At 44.2% G+C, this 20,028-nt stretch carries 19 protein-coding genes; 5 read left to right on the top strand and 14 right to left on the bottom strand.

Annotated elements, in window-relative coordinates; translation table 11 throughout:
* Positions 1 to 41 precede the first annotated feature (41 nt).
* The 3 genes from AB4585_RS15795 to AB4585_RS15785 all read right to left on the bottom strand — a co-directional run bounded on the left by AB4585_RS15795 (position 42) and on the right by AB4585_RS15785 (position 2,474).
* Complete coding sequence (locus tag AB4585_RS15795) at positions 42 to 692, bottom strand: DUF2987 domain-containing protein (protein WP_017063862.1); 651 nt, start codon at positions 690 to 692, stop codon at positions 42 to 44.
* A 122-nt stretch (positions 693 to 814) separates the two neighbouring features.
* The gene (locus tag AB4585_RS15790; protein WP_372154524.1) at positions 815 to 1,666 is read right to left on the bottom strand and encodes a glucosaminidase domain-containing protein; all 852 of its coding nucleotides are present in this window, start codon (positions 1,664 to 1,666) and stop codon (positions 815 to 817) included.
* On the bottom strand, positions 1,659 to 2,474 hold the full coding sequence (locus AB4585_RS15785) for a membrane protein (protein ID WP_017063864.1): 816 nt from the start codon (positions 2,472 to 2,474) through the stop codon (positions 1,659 to 1,661). The genes AB4585_RS15790 and AB4585_RS15785 overlap by 8 nt, the downstream gene beginning before the upstream one ends.
* 329 nt (positions 2,475 to 2,803) lie before the next feature.
* On the opposite strand from AB4585_RS15785, the gene potA reads away from it, so the two are divergent.
* The 5 genes from potA to AB4585_RS15760 all read left to right on the top strand — a co-directional run bounded on the left by potA (position 2,804) and on the right by AB4585_RS15760 (position 7,962).
* On the top strand, positions 2,804 to 3,919 hold the full coding sequence (gene potA, locus AB4585_RS15780; protein ID WP_017059631.1) for a spermidine/putrescine ABC transporter ATP-binding protein PotA: 1,116 nt from the start codon (positions 2,804 to 2,806) through the stop codon (positions 3,917 to 3,919).
* Positions 3,903 to 4,760 (top strand): spermidine/putrescine ABC transporter permease PotB, encoded by an 858-nt coding sequence (potB, locus tag AB4585_RS15775; protein ID WP_017059630.1) that lies wholly within the window; start codon positions 3,903 to 3,905, stop codon positions 4,758 to 4,760. The genes potA and potB overlap by 17 nt, the downstream gene beginning before the upstream one ends.
* Positions 4,760 to 5,530 (top strand): spermidine/putrescine ABC transporter permease PotC, encoded by a 771-nt coding sequence (potC, locus tag AB4585_RS15770; RefSeq protein WP_017059629.1) that lies wholly within the window; start codon positions 4,760 to 4,762, stop codon positions 5,528 to 5,530. Before potB ends, potC begins: the two co-directional genes overlap by 1 nt.
* A gap of 149 nt (positions 5,531 to 5,679) precedes the next feature.
* Positions 5,680 to 6,714 (top strand): extracellular solute-binding protein, encoded by a 1,035-nt coding sequence (locus AB4585_RS15765; protein WP_017059628.1) that lies wholly within the window; start codon positions 5,680 to 5,682, stop codon positions 6,712 to 6,714.
* A gap of 210 nt (positions 6,715 to 6,924) precedes the next feature.
* Positions 6,925 to 7,962, top strand: coding sequence for an extracellular solute-binding protein (locus tag AB4585_RS15760; protein ID WP_017059627.1), 1,038 nt, complete (start codon positions 6,925 to 6,927; stop codon positions 7,960 to 7,962).
* Between the two features lie 94 nt (positions 7,963 to 8,056).
* Here AB4585_RS15760 and cobB read toward each other — a convergent pair whose 3' ends face one another.
* The 11 genes from cobB to AB4585_RS15705 form a co-directional block, all read right to left on the bottom strand.
* Positions 8,057 to 8,791, bottom strand: a complete 735-nt coding sequence (gene cobB / locus AB4585_RS15755) for a Sir2 family NAD+-dependent deacetylase (protein ID WP_017063867.1) — start codon at positions 8,789 to 8,791, stop codon at positions 8,057 to 8,059.
* 256 nt (positions 8,792 to 9,047) lie between these two features.
* A complete protein-coding gene (locus AB4585_RS15750; RefSeq protein WP_017059625.1) occupies positions 9,048 to 10,268 on the bottom strand; it encodes an ammonium transporter in 1,221 nt (406 codons plus the stop codon).
* Positions 10,269 to 10,646: 378 nt separating this feature from the next.
* The gene (locus tag AB4585_RS15745; RefSeq protein WP_048658737.1) at positions 10,647 to 11,063 is read right to left on the bottom strand and encodes a hypothetical protein; all 417 of its coding nucleotides are present in this window, start codon (positions 11,061 to 11,063) and stop codon (positions 10,647 to 10,649) included.
* Entirely contained in the window at positions 11,047 to 12,120 is a 1,074-nt protein-coding gene (locus AB4585_RS15740; RefSeq protein ID WP_372170223.1) for a formate dehydrogenase subunit gamma, read from the bottom strand. Before AB4585_RS15740 ends, AB4585_RS15745 begins: the two co-directional genes overlap by 17 nt.
* A 13-nt stretch (positions 12,121 to 12,133) precedes the next feature.
* Entirely contained in the window at positions 12,134 to 12,742 is a 609-nt protein-coding gene (gene fdh3B, locus AB4585_RS15735) for a formate dehydrogenase FDH3 subunit beta (protein ID WP_004742271.1), read from the bottom strand.
* Positions 12,743 to 12,753: 11 nt separating this feature from the next.
* Positions 12,754 to 15,609, bottom strand: coding sequence for a formate dehydrogenase subunit alpha (locus tag AB4585_RS15730; RefSeq protein ID WP_017063869.1), 2,856 nt, complete (start codon positions 15,607 to 15,609; stop codon positions 12,754 to 12,756).
* A gap of 10 nt (positions 15,610 to 15,619) precedes the next feature.
* Positions 15,620 to 15,820 carry a twin-arginine translocation signal domain-containing protein gene (locus AB4585_RS15725; RefSeq protein WP_008217926.1) on the bottom strand — a complete coding sequence of 67 codons (201 nt, stop codon included), beginning with the start codon at positions 15,818 to 15,820 and terminating at the stop codon, positions 15,620 to 15,622.
* Positions 15,821 to 15,898: 78 nt separating this feature from the next.
* Positions 15,899 to 16,537 (bottom strand): molecular chaperone, encoded by a 639-nt coding sequence (locus tag AB4585_RS15720; protein ID WP_017059621.1) that lies wholly within the window; start codon positions 16,535 to 16,537, stop codon positions 15,899 to 15,901.
* A gap of 9 nt (positions 16,538 to 16,546) precedes the next feature.
* Positions 16,547 to 18,214 (bottom strand): 4Fe-4S dicluster domain-containing protein, encoded by a 1,668-nt coding sequence (locus tag AB4585_RS15715; protein WP_372154526.1) that lies wholly within the window; start codon positions 18,212 to 18,214, stop codon positions 16,547 to 16,549.
* A 299-nt stretch (positions 18,215 to 18,513) separates the two neighbouring features.
* Complete coding sequence (locus tag AB4585_RS15710; protein ID WP_372154527.1) at positions 18,514 to 19,161, bottom strand: DUF3306 domain-containing protein; 648 nt, start codon at positions 19,159 to 19,161, stop codon at positions 18,514 to 18,516.
* Entirely contained in the window at positions 19,151 to 19,612 is a 462-nt protein-coding gene (locus tag AB4585_RS15705; RefSeq protein WP_017059618.1) for a DUF3305 domain-containing protein, read from the bottom strand. The genes AB4585_RS15710 and AB4585_RS15705 overlap by 11 nt, the downstream gene beginning before the upstream one ends.
* Between the last annotated feature and the right edge of the window lie 416 nt (positions 19,613 to 20,028).

Below are 20,028 nucleotides of genomic sequence, written 5' to 3'. Positions count from 1 at the left end.
TCGCTAAGCTTTTACTTCACTAACAATGATTCTGTTAAAAATTATTGCGCGGGAATGTACGGCAATACGCGAACTGTTGGTTCTGGCAACGTGATGCTGTCACTTCCATTCAGTTCTTCTAAGGTGAATTTCGCACGTCCTTCTTTGATTGGTAGTTGCTTGCCATTTGAAAGCTCGATGTTGCCTTCCAGCTTATTAGCGAACTCTAGCGTTAACCCTTGGATATCTGGCGTGAACCAACCAGAGAACATACCGCTGACGTCTTCAAGCATCGCCTGCATCTGTGGTAATAGGTTTTCTATCTGTGCAACTTCTACTGTGCCAGCTAAAGGCTCTTGAGTCATCACCACAAAAGAATACGCACATTCCTGTTCTTGAGTTTGTACAAAGATAAGAGGGTTTGCTGAGCGTAGGTTTTGATCTACCGGTAGAAGCAGTTCATTGGCCGGAGAGACTTTTAGCTCTTCGTAGTGCTCTTCTTTTTCCATCCAAGCTTTGCTGATGTGACAGGTTTGCTGAGCTTGTTGATCAACAAAGAAGACCGCAACTTTGACATCATCATGCCCTTCTTTGGTGTTGTTTTTCAGCTGAGTATAAAGCTTAGAATACGTGAACATGTATTCTTGCGCTGAAGCAGGAAGAGAAACCCCAAGGCTTAATGAGGCTAATAAAGCGAGTGCTGTCTTTTTCATTATTATAATCTTGTCGAAGTTGAGCGTTTATAAATAGAAAGAGCAGCCAATGAGCTGCTCTTTTTGTGATATTACTGGTATAAGCCGACTATCGAAGGCAACCAAGTTGGTATCAAAATGAGTTACTTTTTCCAGTATACCTCGTTGTGACGGATCATAGCTTGTAAATCAGTCACATAGTCGGAACCTCGCTCAGAATATTTTAACAAGCCATTGGTGAGCTCTGTCGCCGTTGCGGTTGTTAAAAGATCATCACCTTGCGCATCAAGTTTTGCACGAATCACTCTTAGATCGGCGTAAGCACGATTACGATTAAGGTTCATGAAATACCGATGTACGGATTCTTGGCTTGAAGAGAATGTTGCGACTTCATGCGAGCTACCTTCGTTACGTTGTAGCGGAACAAGGCCACAACCTTTGGTGTAACACCAGTGTCCAAAATAGTTATTTGCTTTAGTGGCGAAACGAGATGTACCCCAAGCTGATTCATTGGCCGCCTGAGTTAACACAAGCGCTTCAGGTAGCACGTTTACACGATTCAACATTTCTTTCAGCCAAGCGTCATCTAAGCCCGATGAAGGTACAGGCAGGCTATACAGCTTCCCTAGTCTCTTTGCGTATGACGCGTCTTCAGAGTCAACATTGTTCAACCCCGTCTCTGAAAACTTGGTTAGAAACGCACGTTCTTTGGTGATTCGCTTGTTTTCGATGTTGATACTTGGGCGAAGATAAGAAAAGAAGGTGTCTTTCTTTTTATTTACATCTTCAATCGCTGCGAAATTTGGCTTATCAGAAGAGACGGTCAAGTCACCAAAGTTTTGCTCTGAGTCTGGAGCCTTTTGCCCCGCTCGCCTGCGCTCTTCTTCTTGTTGGTAAAGCATTGGGCCAACTAACGAGATCGAGCCAACTAAGGCTAATGCTGTCACTTTTAGCGCAAGTGATTTACTTGCGCTTAATTTAGAGTTGTTATGCATCGAATACCTGTGGGTCTTTATTGTTGCTACCGTTGTGGTCGTCGTCGCTCTTTGGTCTGTCTGACGCGATCAGTTTGAGTTTAATGCCAAACATCTCGCGGTAAAGAATCCCTTTCACGTGGAAGAAGAAAGGTAAAACGAAGATAAGGCCAATGCCGTACATCATTGCCGCGACGATGAACATCAGCATTACTAATAGGTAGATAGAAGCAACGGTGAAGATTTTTTTGTTGACAGCACGCAGAGAAAGCAGCAGCGATTGCATTGGCGGCACTTTCTTATCACAAATCAGCAGAATCGAATGGCTGAACGCCAGTGAGAAGTAGATAGACAAGAACGGCAGAATCATACCTGCGATGCCTTGAAGCATTAGGCTAAACAAAGTCACTAGAATAACCGGAACCGTAAACTGCAAACCTTTACCGATGTGGCGTACTTTGGTTTGTAGGCCAGCGGCGTGACTCATTGCCATTAAACAGATACCCGCATAGATAGGCGCACTGATCACTTCATAGCTAAAGTTCGCGATAAAAATCGATTCAACGATTTGTGGCGTAAACGACTCTGGGTCGATAACTGCATCTAAGATAACCGCGGGATCACCAAGCTGTAGTTTTAGTGCGATATAAAAGATAGCGAGCTGCACAAACATCAAAGCAATAATCGCTGGGGAAAACGAAAGAAAGTGACTTATCGTATGTTTCCAAGCTTCTTGGAATACAGCCGTTGCTTTGAGCTCATAATCGCCAGAAAGTGCACGGTTGATACTACCGCCCAAATTAAAATCTTTTTCGATGTCGTTGTTCATATTGATACCTAGGTGTGCCGATTAAGCGAAGCCACCTAACTTATTGATAAAAAATTACCTTCATTATACTCATATGTCGGATACAAACTAAAATATGAATCTGTAACAAGGCTTGCTTTTGCGTCTTGATGGTTAATAATTAGACACTTGTTAGGGTGTAAACCCAGTAAATAACAGTATGGTAAAGGATGTTTACTTTTACCTGCGAAATTTTTTATCTTCGAAAGGTAAAAAATGCTTTGAATTCACGTTTTTGGTGATTATGATGCGCGCCTTAAAGGTGTATAGCAACAGGTCTCAAATAGAACCAAGGTGGAGAAAAACAGACGTTGAACGCTAAAAAATCAGTAGGAAAGCCAGTAGTACAGCTAACTGGCATCAGTAAAAGTTTCGATGGTAAGGAAGTCATCGGCAATCTGGATTTAAACGTAAATCATGGTGAGTTTCTCACGATTTTAGGCCCATCAGGTTGTGGTAAAACAACCGTGCTAAGAATGATTGCGGGTTTTGAAACGGCAGATAGTGGTCAAATACTATTAGCTGAACAAAACGTAACCCAAGTTCCTGCTGAACAAAGGCATGTAAACACTGTATTCCAAAGCTATGCCCTATTCCCGCATATGACCGTTTTCGACAATGTGGCATTTGGCTTACGCATGCAGAAAGTTCCAAACAGCGAGATTGAACCTCGTGTAATGGATGCTTTGAAAATGGTGCGCCTAGAACAAATGGCACAACGAAAGCCACACCAGCTATCTGGTGGCCAACAGCAACGTATCGCAATCGCTCGTGCTGTCGTTAATAAGCCTAAAGTTCTTTTGTTGGATGAATCTCTATCTGCTCTGGATTACAAACTACGTAAACAGATGCAAATCGAGCTGAAACAATTACAACGCCAACTTGGTATCACGTTCATTTTTGTAACGCATGACCAAGAAGAGGCGCTGTCTATGTCTGACCGTATTATTGTTATGCGTGATGGCGTGATTGAACAAGACGGAACACCAAGAGAGATCTACGAAGAGCCTAAGAACCTATTTGTAGCGCGTTTCATTGGTGAAATTAACGTATTCGAAGCGACAGCGAAATCTCGTCAAGATGAAAAACGCATTGTTGCGACAATCGAAGGTGAAGAGTCCATTATCTATCACGATAAAGACGTAACACCGGGTCAAAAACTGCAAGTATTGCTTCGCCCTGAAGATCTTCGAATCGAAGAAATTAAAGAGTCAGAGCAACGCGGTATTGTTGGCCACATTGTCGAGCGAACCTATAAAGGCATGACATTAGATTCAGTCGTAGAACTTGAATCTGGTATGCGTGTCATGGTTAGCGAATTCTTCAACGAAGATGACCCTGATGTTGATCACTCACTGGGCCAAAAAGTTGCAGTAACTTGGGTTGAGAGCTGGGAAGTGGTATTAGAAGATGAGCAAGAAGTTTAATTTACAAAACGCAATTGTTGCTTTAATCACAGGTTGGTTAGTGTTGTTCGTGATGATTCCAAACATCATGATCATTGGTACTAGCTTCTTAACTCGTGATGAAGCGAACTTGATCGAGATGACCTTCACTCTCGATAACTACGTGCGTTTGGCTGACCCGCTGTATTTTAAAGTGTTGATGCACTCTTTCTATATGGCAATTGTCGCAACCCTACTTTGTTTGATTATTGGTTACCCATTCGCTTACATCGTGGCAAAAATGCCGGCGAAGTGGCGTCCAATCATGTTGTTCCTAGTGATAGTACCATTCTGGACGAACTCTTTGATTCGTACATACGGATTAAAAATTGTACTGGGTACGCAAGGTGTCTTGAACAAAAGCTTGTTAGCGTTAGATATCATTGATAAACCGCTACGTATCATGTACTCAGAAACCGCAGTAATGATCGGTTTAGTGTACATCCTACTTCCGTTTATGATTCTGCCGCTGTATTCAGCGATTGAAAAACTGGACGATACGTATTTAGAAGCGGCTAAAGATTTAGGTGCGAACAAACTGCAAACGCTATTGAAAGTGGTACTACCACTAACAATGCCGGGCATTATTGGCGGCTGTTTGTTAGTGCTACTGCCAGCGTTAGGTATGTTCTACATCTCTGACCTATTAGGCGGAGCTAAGAACCTATTGATTGGTAACGTGATTAAGAGCCAAGTGCTCAACGCTCGAGACTGGCCGTTTGGTGCAGCGACGAGTATCGCACTGACCATGGCAATGGCTGTGATGCTGTATGCCTACTACCGAGCAGGTAAGCTATTGAACAAGAAAGTGGAGCTAGACTAATGGGGCGCACAGTTAAGTTCAGCTTTATGGCGCTGGTATACGCCTTTCTATACCTACCTATTATCGTATTGATCGCCAACTCGTTTAATGCCAATAAGTTTGGTATGAAATGGGGTGGCTTCACCACTAAATGGTATGACGCGCTTATTAACAACGACAGCCTAATGCAGGCTGCGTGGCACTCGATCAACGTAGCGGTGTTCTCAGCAACAGCCGCAACGATTGTCGGGAGCCTTACAGCAGTAGCCCTATTCCGTTACCAATTTAAAGGTAAAGGCATCGTAAATGGCATGCTGTTCATCGTAATGATGTCTCCAGATATCGTAATGGCGATTTCGCTTCTTGCGCTATTCTTGGTAATGGGTGTTCAACTTGGGTTCTTTACCCTACTTGCTGCTCACATTACCTTCTGTCTACCGTTTGTTGTAGTAACGGTATACAGTCGCTTGAATGGCTTTGATGTGAAGATGCTAGAAGCAGCAAAAGACTTAGGTGCAAGTGAATGGACGATTCTAAAACAGATCATTCTGCCTCTTGCTAAGCCAGCGGTTGCTGCGGGTTGGTTATTGAGCTTCACTCTGTCTTTGGACGATGTAATCATTAGCTCTTTCGTAACCGGCCCAACGTATGAAATCTTACCACTGAAGATTTACTCAATGGTTAAAGTGGGTATCTCTCCTGAGGTAAACGCCCTAGCAACAGTGATGTTAGTGGTGTCGTTAATACTGGTGATCATTTCTCAGTCATTAGCGAGAGAAAAAATCAAGTAAGTCTCCTACTCTATATAGAGACTGGCTTGATTAAGAAGTTAAGAGACTTCAAGTTCAAAAAAAGTGTTAATCATAAACAGAATGGTAAATTGCCATTCTGTTTTTCTATCTACTGCCTTCGGGCAACGTTTAGTTTGGAGCTAACGTCAATGAAAAAATGGGCTACTCTATTAGCTGGTAGTGCATGTGCGCTTTCAATGTTATCTGCACCATCATTTGCAAAAGATAACAAAGAATTGGTATTCATGAATTGGGGACCTTACATCAACAGTGAGATTCTAGAACAGTTCACTGATGAAACTGGTATCAAGGTGATCTACTCGACTTACGAGTCGAACGAAACCCTGTACGCAAAGCTAAAAACACACAACAAAGGCTATGACCTAGTTGTGCCGTCGACTTACTTCGTATCTAAGATGCGTGACGAAGGTATGCTACAAAAGATCGACAAAACTAAGCTGAACAACTTCAAGAATCTAGATACTAACTATCTAGATAAGCCGTACGACCCAAGCAACGACTACTCTATTCCACACGTAGTTGCGATCACAGGTCTTGCTGTTAACACTGACATGTACGATCCAGAAGATTTCCAAAGCTGGGCTGATCTATGGAAGCCAGAGCTTGAAGGTCAACTGATGATGATGGACGACACTCGTGAAGTGTTCCACATCGCACTGCGTAAGTTAGGTTACTCTGGTAACACAACCAACGAAAAAGAGATCGACGAAGCGTACGCTGAGCTACAAAAGCTTATGCCAAACGTTCTAGTATTTAACTCAGACAACCCAGGCGCGCCTTACATGTCTGGTGAAGTGGGTCTTGGTATGCTGTGGAACGGTTCTGCTGCTGCAGCGCAAAACGAAGGTCTACCAATCAAACTAGTTTTCCCTAAAGAAGGCGGTATCGGTTGGGTTGATAACTTTGCGATTAGCTCTGGTGCGGTAAACGTAGAAGCAGCTCATAAGATGATTGATTTCCTACTTCGCCCTGAAATTGCTGAGCAAATTTCTCGTGACACAGGCTACCTAACGGCCGTTAAAGCGTCTAACGAGAAGTTCAAAGATAGCCCTGCGCTATTCCCATCGCAAGAAGACCTTGATCGTGTTGAATGGCAAGCTGCGGTTGGCGATAAGACAGTGAAGTATGAAGATTACTTCATGAAACTTAAAGCAGGTCAGTAATTTAGCTTATTATCTAACTGTGGCTAAGTAACCAGTTTACTTAACAGGTCAACGTAGATAATCAATAAGTTAAAAATAAGAATATCAATGAATAGGCAGCTTAGGCTGCCTATTTTATTATATCGCTGCTATAATATAGCGCGATTTTTCGAAATCCTTTACCTTGGGTTCACTACCCAGCTCCAAATCAAACAAATGAACGGAACAGTAATGAAAAAAACACTGTATACCGGCGCATTGTGTGCTGCTACTTTACTTTCTACACCCTCTTTCGCAGCTGACCAAGAACTGTATTTTTACAACTGGTCTGAATATATTCCAAATGAAGTACTAGAAGACTTCACAGAAGAGACGGGCATTAAAGTCTACTACTCAACTTATGAGTCTAACGAAAGCATGTACGCTAAGTTAAAAACTCAAGGTACGGGTTACGACTTAGTGGTTCCTTCTACTTACTTCGTTTCTAAGATGCGTAAAGAAGGCATGCTTCAAGAGCTTGATAAAACCAAGCTAAGCCACTTTGCAGATTTGGATCCAAATTACTTAGATAAGCCATTTGACCCAAATAACAACTACTCAATCCCATACATCTGGGGTGCGACGGGTATTGGTATCAACTCAGACATGCTAGACAAGTCTTCAGTTAAAAACTGGGGCGATCTGTGGGATACGCAGTGGGAAGGTCAACTGATGATGATGGATGACTCTCGTGAGGTTTTCCATATCGCTCTATCTAAACTGGGCTACTCTCCAAACACGACTAACCCTGAAGAAATCAAAGAAGCCTACGAAGAACTTCGTAAGCTAATGCCAAACGTATTGGTATTTAACTCAGATTTCCCAGCGAACCCTTACCTAGCAGGTGAAGTGTCTCTTGGTATGCTTTGGAATGGTTCTGCTTACATGGCACGCCAAGAAGGCGCAACGATTGACATTATCTGGCCAGAAAAAGGCGCTATCTTCTGGATGGACAGCCTAGCAATTCCAGCAGGCGCTAAGAACACTGAAGCGGCTCATAAGATGATCGACTTCCTTCTTCGCCCAGAGAACGCTGCGAAAATTGCTCTAGAGATCGGTTACCCGACACCAGTTAAAACCGCTTACCCTCTTCTTCCTAAAGAATTTGCTGAAGACAAGAACGTTTTCCCACCACAATCAGTGATGGATAACGGTGTGTGGCAAGATGAAGTTGGTGAAGCGAGCGTTATTTATGACGAGTACTTCCAAAAACTTAAAGTAAACAACTAAGTTATTGTTAGTTAAGAAGTTAAGTAAATAAAGCGGCGTAAGCCGCTTTATTTTTTCAGATTCAGAAACTGATGTGTGTTATTAAAGACAAGGCTTAGGCCGTTAAAGAACCTTTCTCTGTACATAATAACTCGCCAACCAGTTTAGGCACCTCGATACTCGCCTTGCCGTAGCGCTTCTCTTCAAATTCACTTTCAACCGCACTTGGTTCGAGGTTTATCTCGATAGTATGTGCACCATGCATTTTCGCATCGTGAACAAAGCCTGCCGCTGGATAAACAACACCTGAAGTTCCGATAGAGATAAACAGATCCGCTTCTTCCAGTGCGGAATAAATGTCGCCCATTCTTAGTGGCATTTCGCCAAACCAAACAATATGTGGACGCATTTGTGCAGGGATTTGGCAGCAATGACAAAGTTCACCCGTTTCAATATCGCCTTTGTGCTCTACAACTTGATTGGATTCACTGCAACGCGCTTTTAAAAGTTCACCATGCATGTGAATAATGTTGTTGCTACCGCCTCTCTCGTGCAAATTGTCGATGTTTTGAGTAATGATGGTAACTTTGCCATCAAGCTTGTCTTCGAGCTCTCCTAGCGCCTTGTGGGCTGAATTGGGCTGAATGCTCTCACTTTGCAGGCCGTGACGACGCTTGTTATAGAAGGCTTGTACCAAGTCAGGATCTTTTGCGAACCCTTCAGGCGTCGCTACATCTTCGATTTTGTGGTTTTCCCATAGCCCGTCTTGTGCTCGGAATGTTTGTATCCCCGACTCTGCAGAGATGCCAGCGCCAGTAAGAATTACGATATTTCGATATGGGAAATGCATATAACGTCCTTTTAGATATGTCACTTTGTAACAGCTTAGCACTGTTCAAATTCCAACAATAGTTTTGGGGATTAGACCATAGTCTTAGGCAACTGAATTCATTGGCTATTTGTGACATAACTCGCTTGATAGTTGTGGTTGTTGTTACTCAAATTCTCTGTTTTGCTATCCATAGAAACAAAAAAGCGACCGAAGCCGCTTAGTTCTGTTCAACAGTTGTCTACTTGATGTGCTTTACCCCACCAAGTGAACAACGTTAGTCTTCGTTGATAGAAGAGATCTTATGGATAGAAAGATCCGCACCGTTGAATTCATCTTCTTCACTTAAGCGTAGGCCTGTTAGTTTGCTCAACACACCGTATACGATTAACGCGCCGACGAAAGCAACAGCAACACCTGCGACTGTACCAATCAACTGAGAAGCAAAGCTCACGCCGCCTAGACCCCAGAAAGCTTGTTGGCCGAAGATACCAGCAGCAACGCCACCCCAGGCACCACATACGCCGTGTAGAGGCCATACACCCAGTACATCATCGATCTGTGTTTTGTTTTGCATATAAGTAAATAGGTAAACAAACAGCGCACCTGCCACACCGCCCGTCACCAAAGCGCCAAGTGGGTGCATCAAATCTGAGCCCGCACAGATAGCGACGAGACCAGCCAAAGGACCATTGTGGATGAAGCCCGGGTCATTTTTACCTGCAATTAGAGCCGCAAGAATACCGCCAACCATGGCCATGAGAGAGTTCATTGCCACGAGACCGCTGATGCCATTGATCGCTTGAGCTGACATCACGTTAAAGCCAAACCAACCCACACATAAGATCCAAGAGCCTAGTGCTAAGAATGGGATATTCGATGGTGCGAAGTTGGTGTGTTTGCCTGCACGGATTCGACCTTTACGCATCCCTAAGAAGTAAACTGCGACCAAAGCAATCCAACCACCTACGCCGTGAACCACTACCGAGCCTGCGAAGTCATGGAACACGTAACCAAACTGACCTTCTAGCCAATCTTGGAATCCAAAGTTGCCGTTCCAAATGATGCCTTCAAAAAATGGATAGATGAAACCAACCGTAAACAGTGTCGCAATCAAAATTGGATAGAAACGAGCACGCTCTGCGATACCACCAGAAACAATCGCAGGAATTGCCGCTGCGAATGTCATTAGGAAGAAGAACTTAACCAGTTCATATCCGTTGCCTTGCGAAAGTGTTTCTGCGTCTGCAAAAAAGTGTGCACCGTAAGCAACCCAGTAACCGATAAAGAAGTAAGCAATGGCGGAGACACCAAAGTCGGAAAGGATCTTAACCAGCGCGTTGACTTGGTTCTTCTTTCGCACGGTACCGACTTCGAGAAACGCAAAGCCAGCATGCATCAGGAAGACCATGATTGCGCCGAGTAATAGGAATAAAGTATCTGAACTTTGGGTAAGGGTTTGTACTGCACTATGAACTTGAGTCACCGTTTCACTCATTAAAGCATTCTCCTTCGCTTTATCTGATTTGCACTGATATCGTGCGATTCAATGTTGTAATTAATTAAAGACTCAACAGTGAACGCAAGATGCGTTCCAAGTATGAGGGGTAATTTTCGTGCAACAGGTTTTGTTTTTAACTTATTGATTATTAAAGTCTAAATATTTAGGTGCACTTTTATGGTCCTTTACACCAAAAAAAAATCGCAACGACAATTGCACCAAATAAGGGAGTTGCACCATATTGAAGCGGTCAATAAGTAGGTTCTGATGCAGATAGCGGCTGACAACTATTTACGGTTCCGGGGACTTAAAAACAAAAAGCCCAGTTCAATGAATCACTGGGCTTTCTTTAGATATGTCATTAACGTCTCAGCGTTACAGGTTTGGTCCTGTCGACGGGTTTTGCGGTAGGTTTTGACTTAAACGCTGCATGCCTTGATACATACGGATAAACCAAACCACAATCGCAACACCACCGAACAACATGCCTACATACGGTATGTAGTAAGCGATGTCATCGATAATATGATTTTGATACCAGTAATCGTTCACACCGATCAACACGCCATTAGAGGTCGCTACTGTCACGATAAGTACAACAAAGAACGTCAAGTTCAAGAAGAACGAGCGAATCAAGCCGTAGTAATGGGTATCCACTACTTCGCCGTCTTCACCTTTATCTAAACGATAGCCCGCGTAGATGATGGCAACCACACCAGAGAGAAGACAAGTAAATGGCGTAAAGCAGCTTAGTATGTAAGCGACCCAAATACCTTTATGAGGTTTGTTCATTCTTATTCACCCCTTCCGTTTTCTCTGTTGCTGCGTTAGCGCTTTGTTCAACGCCGTTTTTCTCTTGTTCCATCACTTCTTTGTACCAAAGATCATGGTGCTCTTTAGCCCAAGTCTCATCAACTTCGCCTGTTACCATGCCTTCTAGTGCCCCTTCCATACCGAACAAGCCGATGTAGATGTGGAACACGAAACCACAGATAAGGATCAAAGCAGCCAACATGTGGACTAGGTTTGAGAGCTCCATATCTCGACGGGTTTGACCGAAGATTGGGAAGTCTAAAACCAAGCCACTGATCGCAGCCACACTACCCATAACAATCAATAGCCAGAACAGTGCTTTTTCACCCGCGTTCGAAAACTCTGCAGATGGATGAGAACCTTTATGTTTCCCGACCATACCACCCAGTTTCATGAACCACTGGATATCGACCATCTTGAAGATAGACTTACGCCACCACTTGATAAGAACAGCCATCAACAGCACATAGAAAATTGGGCCGATGTAGTTATGGTATTGCTTAGCGAGTAGAACGATGAAGCCCCAAAGGTCTGTTGGAATGTACGGCTTCAAGAAGTGCTTACCGTAAACCAACATCAAACCACTGAACGCCAGTGTTAAGAAGGTAAACGCCATACTCCAGTGCAAGGCACGGTCTAGTCGAGACCAACGTTTGATCTTACGGCCTGTTCTTGGCGCGCTTAGCATTAGCGGGCCAATCACAACGTACATCAAAGTCACGAAAGCAATACTGCCAAAGATAGCGACGGCACCGGCTGGTGACATCCACTTCTCTTTCAATATGTACCACGTTTGACCTGGAGTACTGATCAACACACCATGCTCAGCTGATTGAGATGTGGTGTAACCTTCCTCACCGCTTCTCACTTGTCGCCAAAAATCGGCGCCAGCAAGTTGTGTGATTTCTCGTTGAGCAGAGCTCGATTGAGTTTGTGATGAGTTCGTCTCAGATGCATGACTCATAGGAGAAAGCATTGTTAGTGCTGCCAACATTGGCAGCACTACAAGGAAGAGACGCTTAAACATTGTAAGCATATGTCTCTCCTACTTAGCTCTTAGTCGCATCGTAAGAAAGGTCGTTGCCGTCTGTCCAACCTGCACCTTTCGCACCACGTTCAACAACACGCTGACGGAAAACATCAGAAACTTTCTCTGCGTCACCCGCTAGCAGTGCCTTAGTTGAACAAAGCGAAGCACACATTGGCAGTTTGCCTTCAGCAATACGGTTCGCACCGTATTTTTGACGCTCTTCAACAGAACCTGGCTCTGTTTCTGGGCCGCCAGCACAGAAGGTACACTTGTCCATCTTACCGCGCTCACCAAACGCTTCCTGTTTAGGGAATTGAGGTGCGCCAAACGGACAAGCAAACAAGCAGTAACCACAACCAATACATAGGTCTTTATTGTGAAGTACGATGCCGTCTTCTGTATGTTCAAAACAGTCTGCAGGACAAACTGCCATACATGGCGCATCAGTACAGTGCATACACGCTACTGAGATAGAGTTTTCACCTGGTTCGCCATCGTTCAGTGTCACAACGCGACGACGTTGAATACCCCATTCCAGAGCATCATCATTTTCATTCTTACATGCAGTGACACAACCGTTACATTCGATACAACGCTTGGTGTCACAAAGAAATTTCATTCTAGCCATTTTAAGACTCCTTACGCTTTACGAATATTACAAAGGGTTACTTTCGTTTCCTGCATCAACGTGACAGGGTCGTAACCGTATGTGGTTGCTGTGTTAGCAGCTTCACCAATAACGTAAGGATCAGTGCCTTCTGGGTATTTAGAACGCAAATCTTCGCCTTGGAACTTACCACCGAAGTGGAATGGGATGAATGCCAGACCCGGTTTCACACGACGTGTAACCATCGCTTTCACCTTAATACGGCCCTTCTCTGCACCCTCAACCCAAACATCGTCACCGTCTTTAAAGCCGATGTCGTTTGCATCTTTCGGGTTCACTTCAACAAACATCTCTTGCTGTAGTTCTGCTAGCCAAGGGTTAGAACGGGTTTCTTCACCACCACCTTCGTACTCAACCAAACGACCAGAGGTCAGGATAATCGGGTATTCGCCAGATTTGTCTTGCTCTTGAATCGACTTGTAAAGCGTAGGAACACGGAAGATAGCTTCTTTGTCGTCCCACGTTGGGTAATCAGCAACTAGGTCGCGACGTGGCGTGTAAAGTGGCTCACGGTGCAGTGGTACACGGTCTGGGAATGTCCAAACAATCGCACGTGCTTTCGCATTACCAAATGGGATACAGCCGTGTTTAATTGCCACACGTTGGATACCACCTGAAACGTCAGTCTTCCAGTTTTTGCCTTCAGCAGCCGCTTTCTCTTCTGCAGTTAGATCATCCCACCAACCCAGTTGTTTCAGTAGTTTGTCACTGAACTCTGGGTAGCCGTCTTTGATCTCACAGCCTTTCGAGTAGCTGTCTTCTGCCAGTAGGCTTTGACCTTCAAACTCAACACCAAAACGAGTACGGAAGTTACCACCACCTTCAGCAACCGTCTTAGACGTATCGTAAAGGATGTGTGTACCCGGATGTTTCATCTCTGGTGTGCCCCAACATGGCCAAGGTAGACCGTAAGTCTCGCCATTTGCTGGACCGCCTTCTGCTTCTAGAGACGTTTTGTGGAATGTGTGCCAATTCTGTTGGTGTTCTTTCAAACGCTCAGGGCTTTGGCCTGTGTAGCCGATTGTCCACATACCTTTGTTGAATTCACGTGTAATATCTTCAATCAGTGGTTGGTTGTTCTCAACACGGATGTTTTTGAACAGCTGATCAGAGAAACCAAGCTTCTTAGAAAGCAGGTACATGATTTCGTGGTCAGGTTTAGATTCGAATAGAGGATCAACAACCTTGTCACGCCACTGTAGAGAACGGTTTGACGCCGTTACACTGCCGTAGGTTTCAAACTGAGTCGTTGCTGGTAGCAGGTAAACGCCGTCGGTACGATCATTCATTACCGCTGCAACCGTTGGGTATGGGTCAACAATAACCATCATATCCAGCTTCTGCATCGCTTTTTTCATCTCTGGACCACGAGTCTGAGAGTTCACCGCGTGACCCCAGTAGAACATGGCACGGATGTTTTCGCGTTGGCGAATCTTGTCTTTGTCTTCAAGTACGCCATCAACCCAACGAGATACAGGAATACCTGCACTGTTCATTGGTTTTTGACCGCCGTATGCGTTGTCGTCGAAACGGCCTTTCACCCAGTCAAAGTCGATATCCCAAACTTTTGACCAGTGACGCCAAGAACCTTCAGACAAGCCGTAGTAGCCTGGAAGTGTGTCTGACAGTACGCCAAGGTCAGTTGCGCCCTGTACGTTATCGTGACCACGGAAGATGTTTGCACCGCCGCCTGATTTACCGATGTTACCTAGCGCAAGCTCAAGTACACAGTAAGCGCGTGTGTTGTTGTTACCAGTCGTGTGCTGAGTACCACCCATACACCAAACGATACAACCCGGACGGTTTTCAGAAAGTAGTTTCGCGGTGTGGTATACGTCTTTTTCACTAACACCAGTTACGCGTTCAACTTCTGCTGGGTTCCACTTCGCGACTTCTTCACGGATCTCGTCCATGCCGAATACACGTTGTTTAATGAACTCTTTGTCTTCCCATTGGTTTGCAAAGACGTGCCATAACACACCCCAGATAAACGCAACGTCAGAACCTGGACGAAGAGAAACGTAGTGATCTGATTTCGCAGCAGTACGCGTACGACGAGGATCCGCAACAACGATCTTACAGTTGTTCTTCTCTTTCGCGATCAAGATGTGTTGCATCGCTACTGGGTGAGCTTCCGCTGGGTTTGAACCAATGAACAGCATCGATTTACAGTTGTGCATGTCATTGAACGAGTTTGTCATTGCACCGTAACCCCAAGTGTTCGCAACACCGGCTACTGTGGTTGAGTGACAAATACGTGCTTGGTGGTCAACGTTGTTGGTGCCCCAAAGCGAAGCCATCTTACGGAATGCATAAGCTTGCTCGTTACTGTGTTTCGCACTACCTAGGAAGTAAACTGAATCAGGGCCAGACTCTTTACGAAGTTCTAGCGCTTTGTTACCGATCTCTTCAATCGCTTGTTCCCAAGAAAGCTTCTTCCACTTACCGCCTTCCAATTTCATTGGGTACTTAAGACGACGTTCACCGTGGCCGTGCTCACGAAGTGCTGCACCTTTCGCACAGTGTCCACCAGCGTTGAATGGGTGATCGAATGCAGGCTCTTGACCTGTCCATACGCCATTTTGAACTTCAGCGTAGATACCACAACCCACAGAACAGTGAGAACAGATAGTACGTTTCACTTCTGTTTTCGCTTCTGGATCGACTGATTTAGCCTGTGCTTTCTTCATCATACCTGGTGCAAATAGACTTGCGCCTACCACTGCGCCACCAGCAGCTAATGAAGTGTTTTTCATGAAGGCACGTCGAGACACACCTAGCTGATTGGTTTCTTTGCTCACACTATCGGAGCGTTTGACAAGTTTCATCCGTTATCTCCTAAAGTGTGTCGTAGTAATCGCGAATGTGTTGCGTCTCACGATACCCTGTCTTCTTCACGTCTTCTTTCGAAATTTCAACAGTTTCTGAAGCGGTTGCCACTTTAGTTGTACCAGCGACAACGGCACCAGCAACGGCTGCAGTCGTCAAGCCTTTGAGTAGATCCCTACGGCTTGTATTTATATCTTTATTATCTTTCATCATTGCTTCCTTACCTTACGGTAGATCTTTTTTTGGAGGCTTAATGCCCCTCTATCGATATAATCGCGTACTGCTCGATTACTCGTAATCAGTGACGTTTTTCACATCAATCTTTAATTTGTGCTTACTGCTTTTTGTATTCACGCTAAAACGCACTTGTTCTAACGTTAAGAATGCTTCACACAGTTGAGCGGCCGATTTGTAGAAGTTCGCGCTTTCTGCCCCTTCAAGCTGACGCGTGAAAGAGTTAAACCAAGGGCCAAGGTGCTTATTGAATACCGCCTGTTGCAGTGCTTCTTCTTCAGCCGTTAGCATCGCCATCACTTCACACAGTGCTGCGATATGATCTTCCGGCTCTTTCACTTGATCGTCACGCTCAATGCCTAAAAGCTCTAAGTCATGACGAATCTCTGCCAATGGTTTTTCCATCATGGCGCCAGTGCGATGCCAAGAACCAAATGGAACGACTTCTCCACGCCCAATACCGATGAACAAATCTTGATATTCGTCTTCAAGAGCTTCACGGTTTGATTCTGTTGCCGCTTGTTGAATGGCAATCCAAGCCTTTTGCATTGCGCTTTCAGACGCTTCAATATCGAGTGTTTTTAGAAAGTCGATCACCTCTTCAGAAGGTGCGCTGCGAAACAGTGCGGATAGAACCAAATAGATCTCAGTTCTTAGTGTCTGTTCTTGTGCCTGATCCAAATTCGTTTCCAAGGCTAACTCCTAGTATTTCAATTGTTTCAATGGGTCTTGAGCCATTGAATCGAACATATCCACCACACGGCAGTCTTCACACATAGCAATACGATTAATCGCTGCTTCATCTGAAAAGTGAGAGTGACCGCGTAACTTGTTCTGTAACATGTCAATCATAGACTGAGGTGCGAATGGTTTATGGCAACGTACACATTCCGCAGCTTTCTCTTCATGAATCACAACTGCTTTTTGACGTTCTTCTTTTACCCAGTTCATACGAGGCGTAAGAGTCAGAACATTTTCAGGACATGCCTTTTCACACAAGCCACATTGAATACAGTCTTGTTCTACAAATTTAAGTGATGGAGAAGCCCCGTCGGTATGAAGTGCACGTGTCGGACACACAGCCACACAGCTCATACATAACGTACAATCTTTGCTATCACACGAAACGTTGCCGTAAGGTGCGTTTGACGGAAGCTCAACAATATTTTCAACAGGAATACGAGCTGAAGACATCGCATCAAGTGCTGTAAATAGACGTTGGCGCTTGTTGCCTTGAAGACCGCCAAGTGCAAGGTCGAGTGAATCCACACAAAGTGTTGGAGGACATTCACGTAGAGATTCTAAGTACAGAATATCGATGGTTTCTTTTGGAATACCGATTTGATCTAGTAGTTCTTGAGCAATCCCTACTTCGTTATTTAGAACACGAATGATCGTTTCTGGCATAAAGCGAGATGCGGCAAACAGAACCTGAGTTGCGCCATTAACTAAAGCTGCAAACCAAGTATCGATACCAATAGATGGCAGTTCTTCTACGACAATTGGAATCACGTTATCTGGCAGTGCTTTTAGCGCCATTACATTGTAAGTCTCATGACGAGAGCTACAGATAAGTACGATTGGATCCAGACCGCCCGCTTGCTCATAATTAGCTAGCGTACGTTCAATAAACTTTTGAGTGTCATCAGGGTTTGGCAGCGCATAGGTAATCGCTTCTGTAGGACAACTAGTTGCACAAGTACCAACGCCTTGACATAGGTAAGGGTTAATCTCAATCTTGTGACCCGTCTTATCAGAGCCTTCACTTGATAGTGCGCCAGCAGGACAAGCATCTACACAACGCTCACAGCCTTTTACGCCACGAGAACTGTGCGCGCAAAGGTCAGTGTCGAGACGGAAGAACTTAGGCTTATCAAATGTGCCCATAAGCGTTGGAATCTCTTCCAGTGCTTCAGCAAGTTTTGGATAGCCACGACCTACTGGGTAATAACCCGGTACAGGCACTTCTTCTGTCATACAGCTACTTAGGCATAAATCCAAAACCACATCAAAGCAGTCATGATTAATCGCCACTTTCGCTAGGTTATTGGTTAGGCCTTTGCTCTCGATAAGAACTTCGAACGTACCAAGGAAACCAGAAACTTGAACCGCGTTCGCGTAGTAAAGCTCTGACTCAGTATTCGTAGCTTTTACACCATCGGTTGAAAGCAGTGTCAGGCTTGTTAACTGAGGCAATTGCGCCGCAGCACTTTCGATGATCGCCGTTGGACCAATAATCAGCGTATTACCACCGCTTTCATAACTGACTGTCGGTGGAATTAGGTTTGTTAACTCAACTGTATTTTCAAATGCATACAGCCTTGCTTTCGCGTTATTTGAAGTTGCTTGTTCTAATAATTGTTTAAGCATTGCTCAGTTCCATCTTTGGACATGGATAATCTGTTCAACCTTCATTGTAGTAAGCGATAGAGAACTTGCTGAGTAATCCGTTAACAACTAACCCTTTAGCCAGTGTGCCGCTCGTCAGACCGTGAACTCGTCTATCTACAAAAAAGTTGATAATGAACGTTATTTAGCAAATGCCATGCCAATTTAATATGCCTTATATTTCAGTGGTTTAATTCTTTATAACGTTTATTGTGCGTATAAAAAAACCGCTTGGGACATTTTGTCGCAAGCGGTTCATTGAGTGTTTAGTCAAAATGTACCTATTCTTTGTGTGGTATATTTTGTCCCACCTCTTTTGGGTCATTTTCGATAGCATCGGTGTCGAAATTATCCGATACTGTGTTTTTGTACAGTTCTTTTTGTTGTCCCGTAATTTCGTCACTTTCAACAAGGTCTGATTCCGCTTCTTCAGCGTTGTTAATTGAACCTTCTTCCTTATTTTCAGTGACTTGCTCTTGTTCGCTTGAGGTTTCTTCTTCTGCCTTCTCTTTTACCCAATCACGTAAGCTTTCAGCGACACCTTCAGAAAGTGACTTAAGATTACTGTAATCGTCATCGTAATCGTCTAAGCCATCACGTACGTTAAACTCTTCTGAGAGAAATAACTTACGTAATGCGGCTTTTTTTACGCTTTCTGATGCTTCTGATACCAATAATTGAGCCATAGACAGCTCTTCAGTCGCCTCTGATGCCGACTCTTTAGTGTCACCTGACTCTTCTAAAGCGTTAGTTGGCTCGATAGAAGCTGGGTCATTTGGTGCGAGTTCTTCAGCAGAGGTGCGTGTTTGAGAAGCAGACTCAGGAGAGGTAACCGAGGTTTCCTCAAGAGGCTGTTCAGCTTCACGCGCTTTATCAGTCGATTCATCGAACTTTCGTTGAGACCAACGGCTAAGAAAGTTAGTTGCCATTTGATCGACCCGCGCCTTTACGTTTCTTACGTCTTGCTTCTAATAACTCGCCATGACGACCGATGAATGCTTCCATCCAAGCTTGTACAGGCAATGGCATGTCGTAAGACAATACTTGGTTATCTCCGTCCATGTATTGGCCTGCGACTGTTTGTGATGCTGTCAGTAATTGAATAATAGGTTTACCGGAGTCAACATTATCCATAACTAAGAATAGCTTAGGTTGCTGAGAGCTTAGATTGAAGCGGTAGTCGGTACGTTCGTCTTTGTGCAACTGAAGCAAACATACGTCTGGGGTTTCATGTTCAGGTGATAATTCAAAACCGATGAGTTCCCATTGAGTTGTTACCCAAATGCCAGTTTTGATCTCTTTCTCTATTCTTTGGACACCGATTGGCCAAGCTGCTTCTGTTTTTTCATATTGTTCTTTGAATTCTTTTATCTCAGACATACTTCACCCAATTGATTTTCTTTGGTCTGAATGCACTTAGGACATTTTGTACTGTGTGCATTCATATACACCCCATAAAGCAATAAACACGCCAATACGGATTAACTGCGAGAGCGTATCTATAGCGTTCGTTATCAAGTTGTCACTATAACGTTAGTCGATACTGGTTATTTCAGACAACTCCACCCGGTGAACTCTCATATTTTGCGCTATTTTAATCTAATGCTTCATGTTTCCATCAATCCCCGTTATTTTGGAATAAGATTTGCTTTAGCTAATTCGCTAATGTTCTTCACAGAGCTATGTATTCACAGATCTATGGCATGTTCGAGAACGATAATCGAAATCTAGGCCATAGCGAATCAACAAACTAGCGCATTAATGAATGAGAGCCTTATTGCTCTTGTTGACTTCTT

It is taken from the genome of Vibrio sp. 10N.222.49.C9, from assembly GCF_041474985.1.
Taxonomy (GTDB): Bacteria; Pseudomonadota; Gammaproteobacteria; order Enterobacterales; family Vibrionaceae; genus Vibrio; species Vibrio crassostreae_C.
The sequence above is the reverse complement of the archived record's forward strand: the minus strand, read 5'-3'. Positions and strand labels throughout refer to the sequence as shown.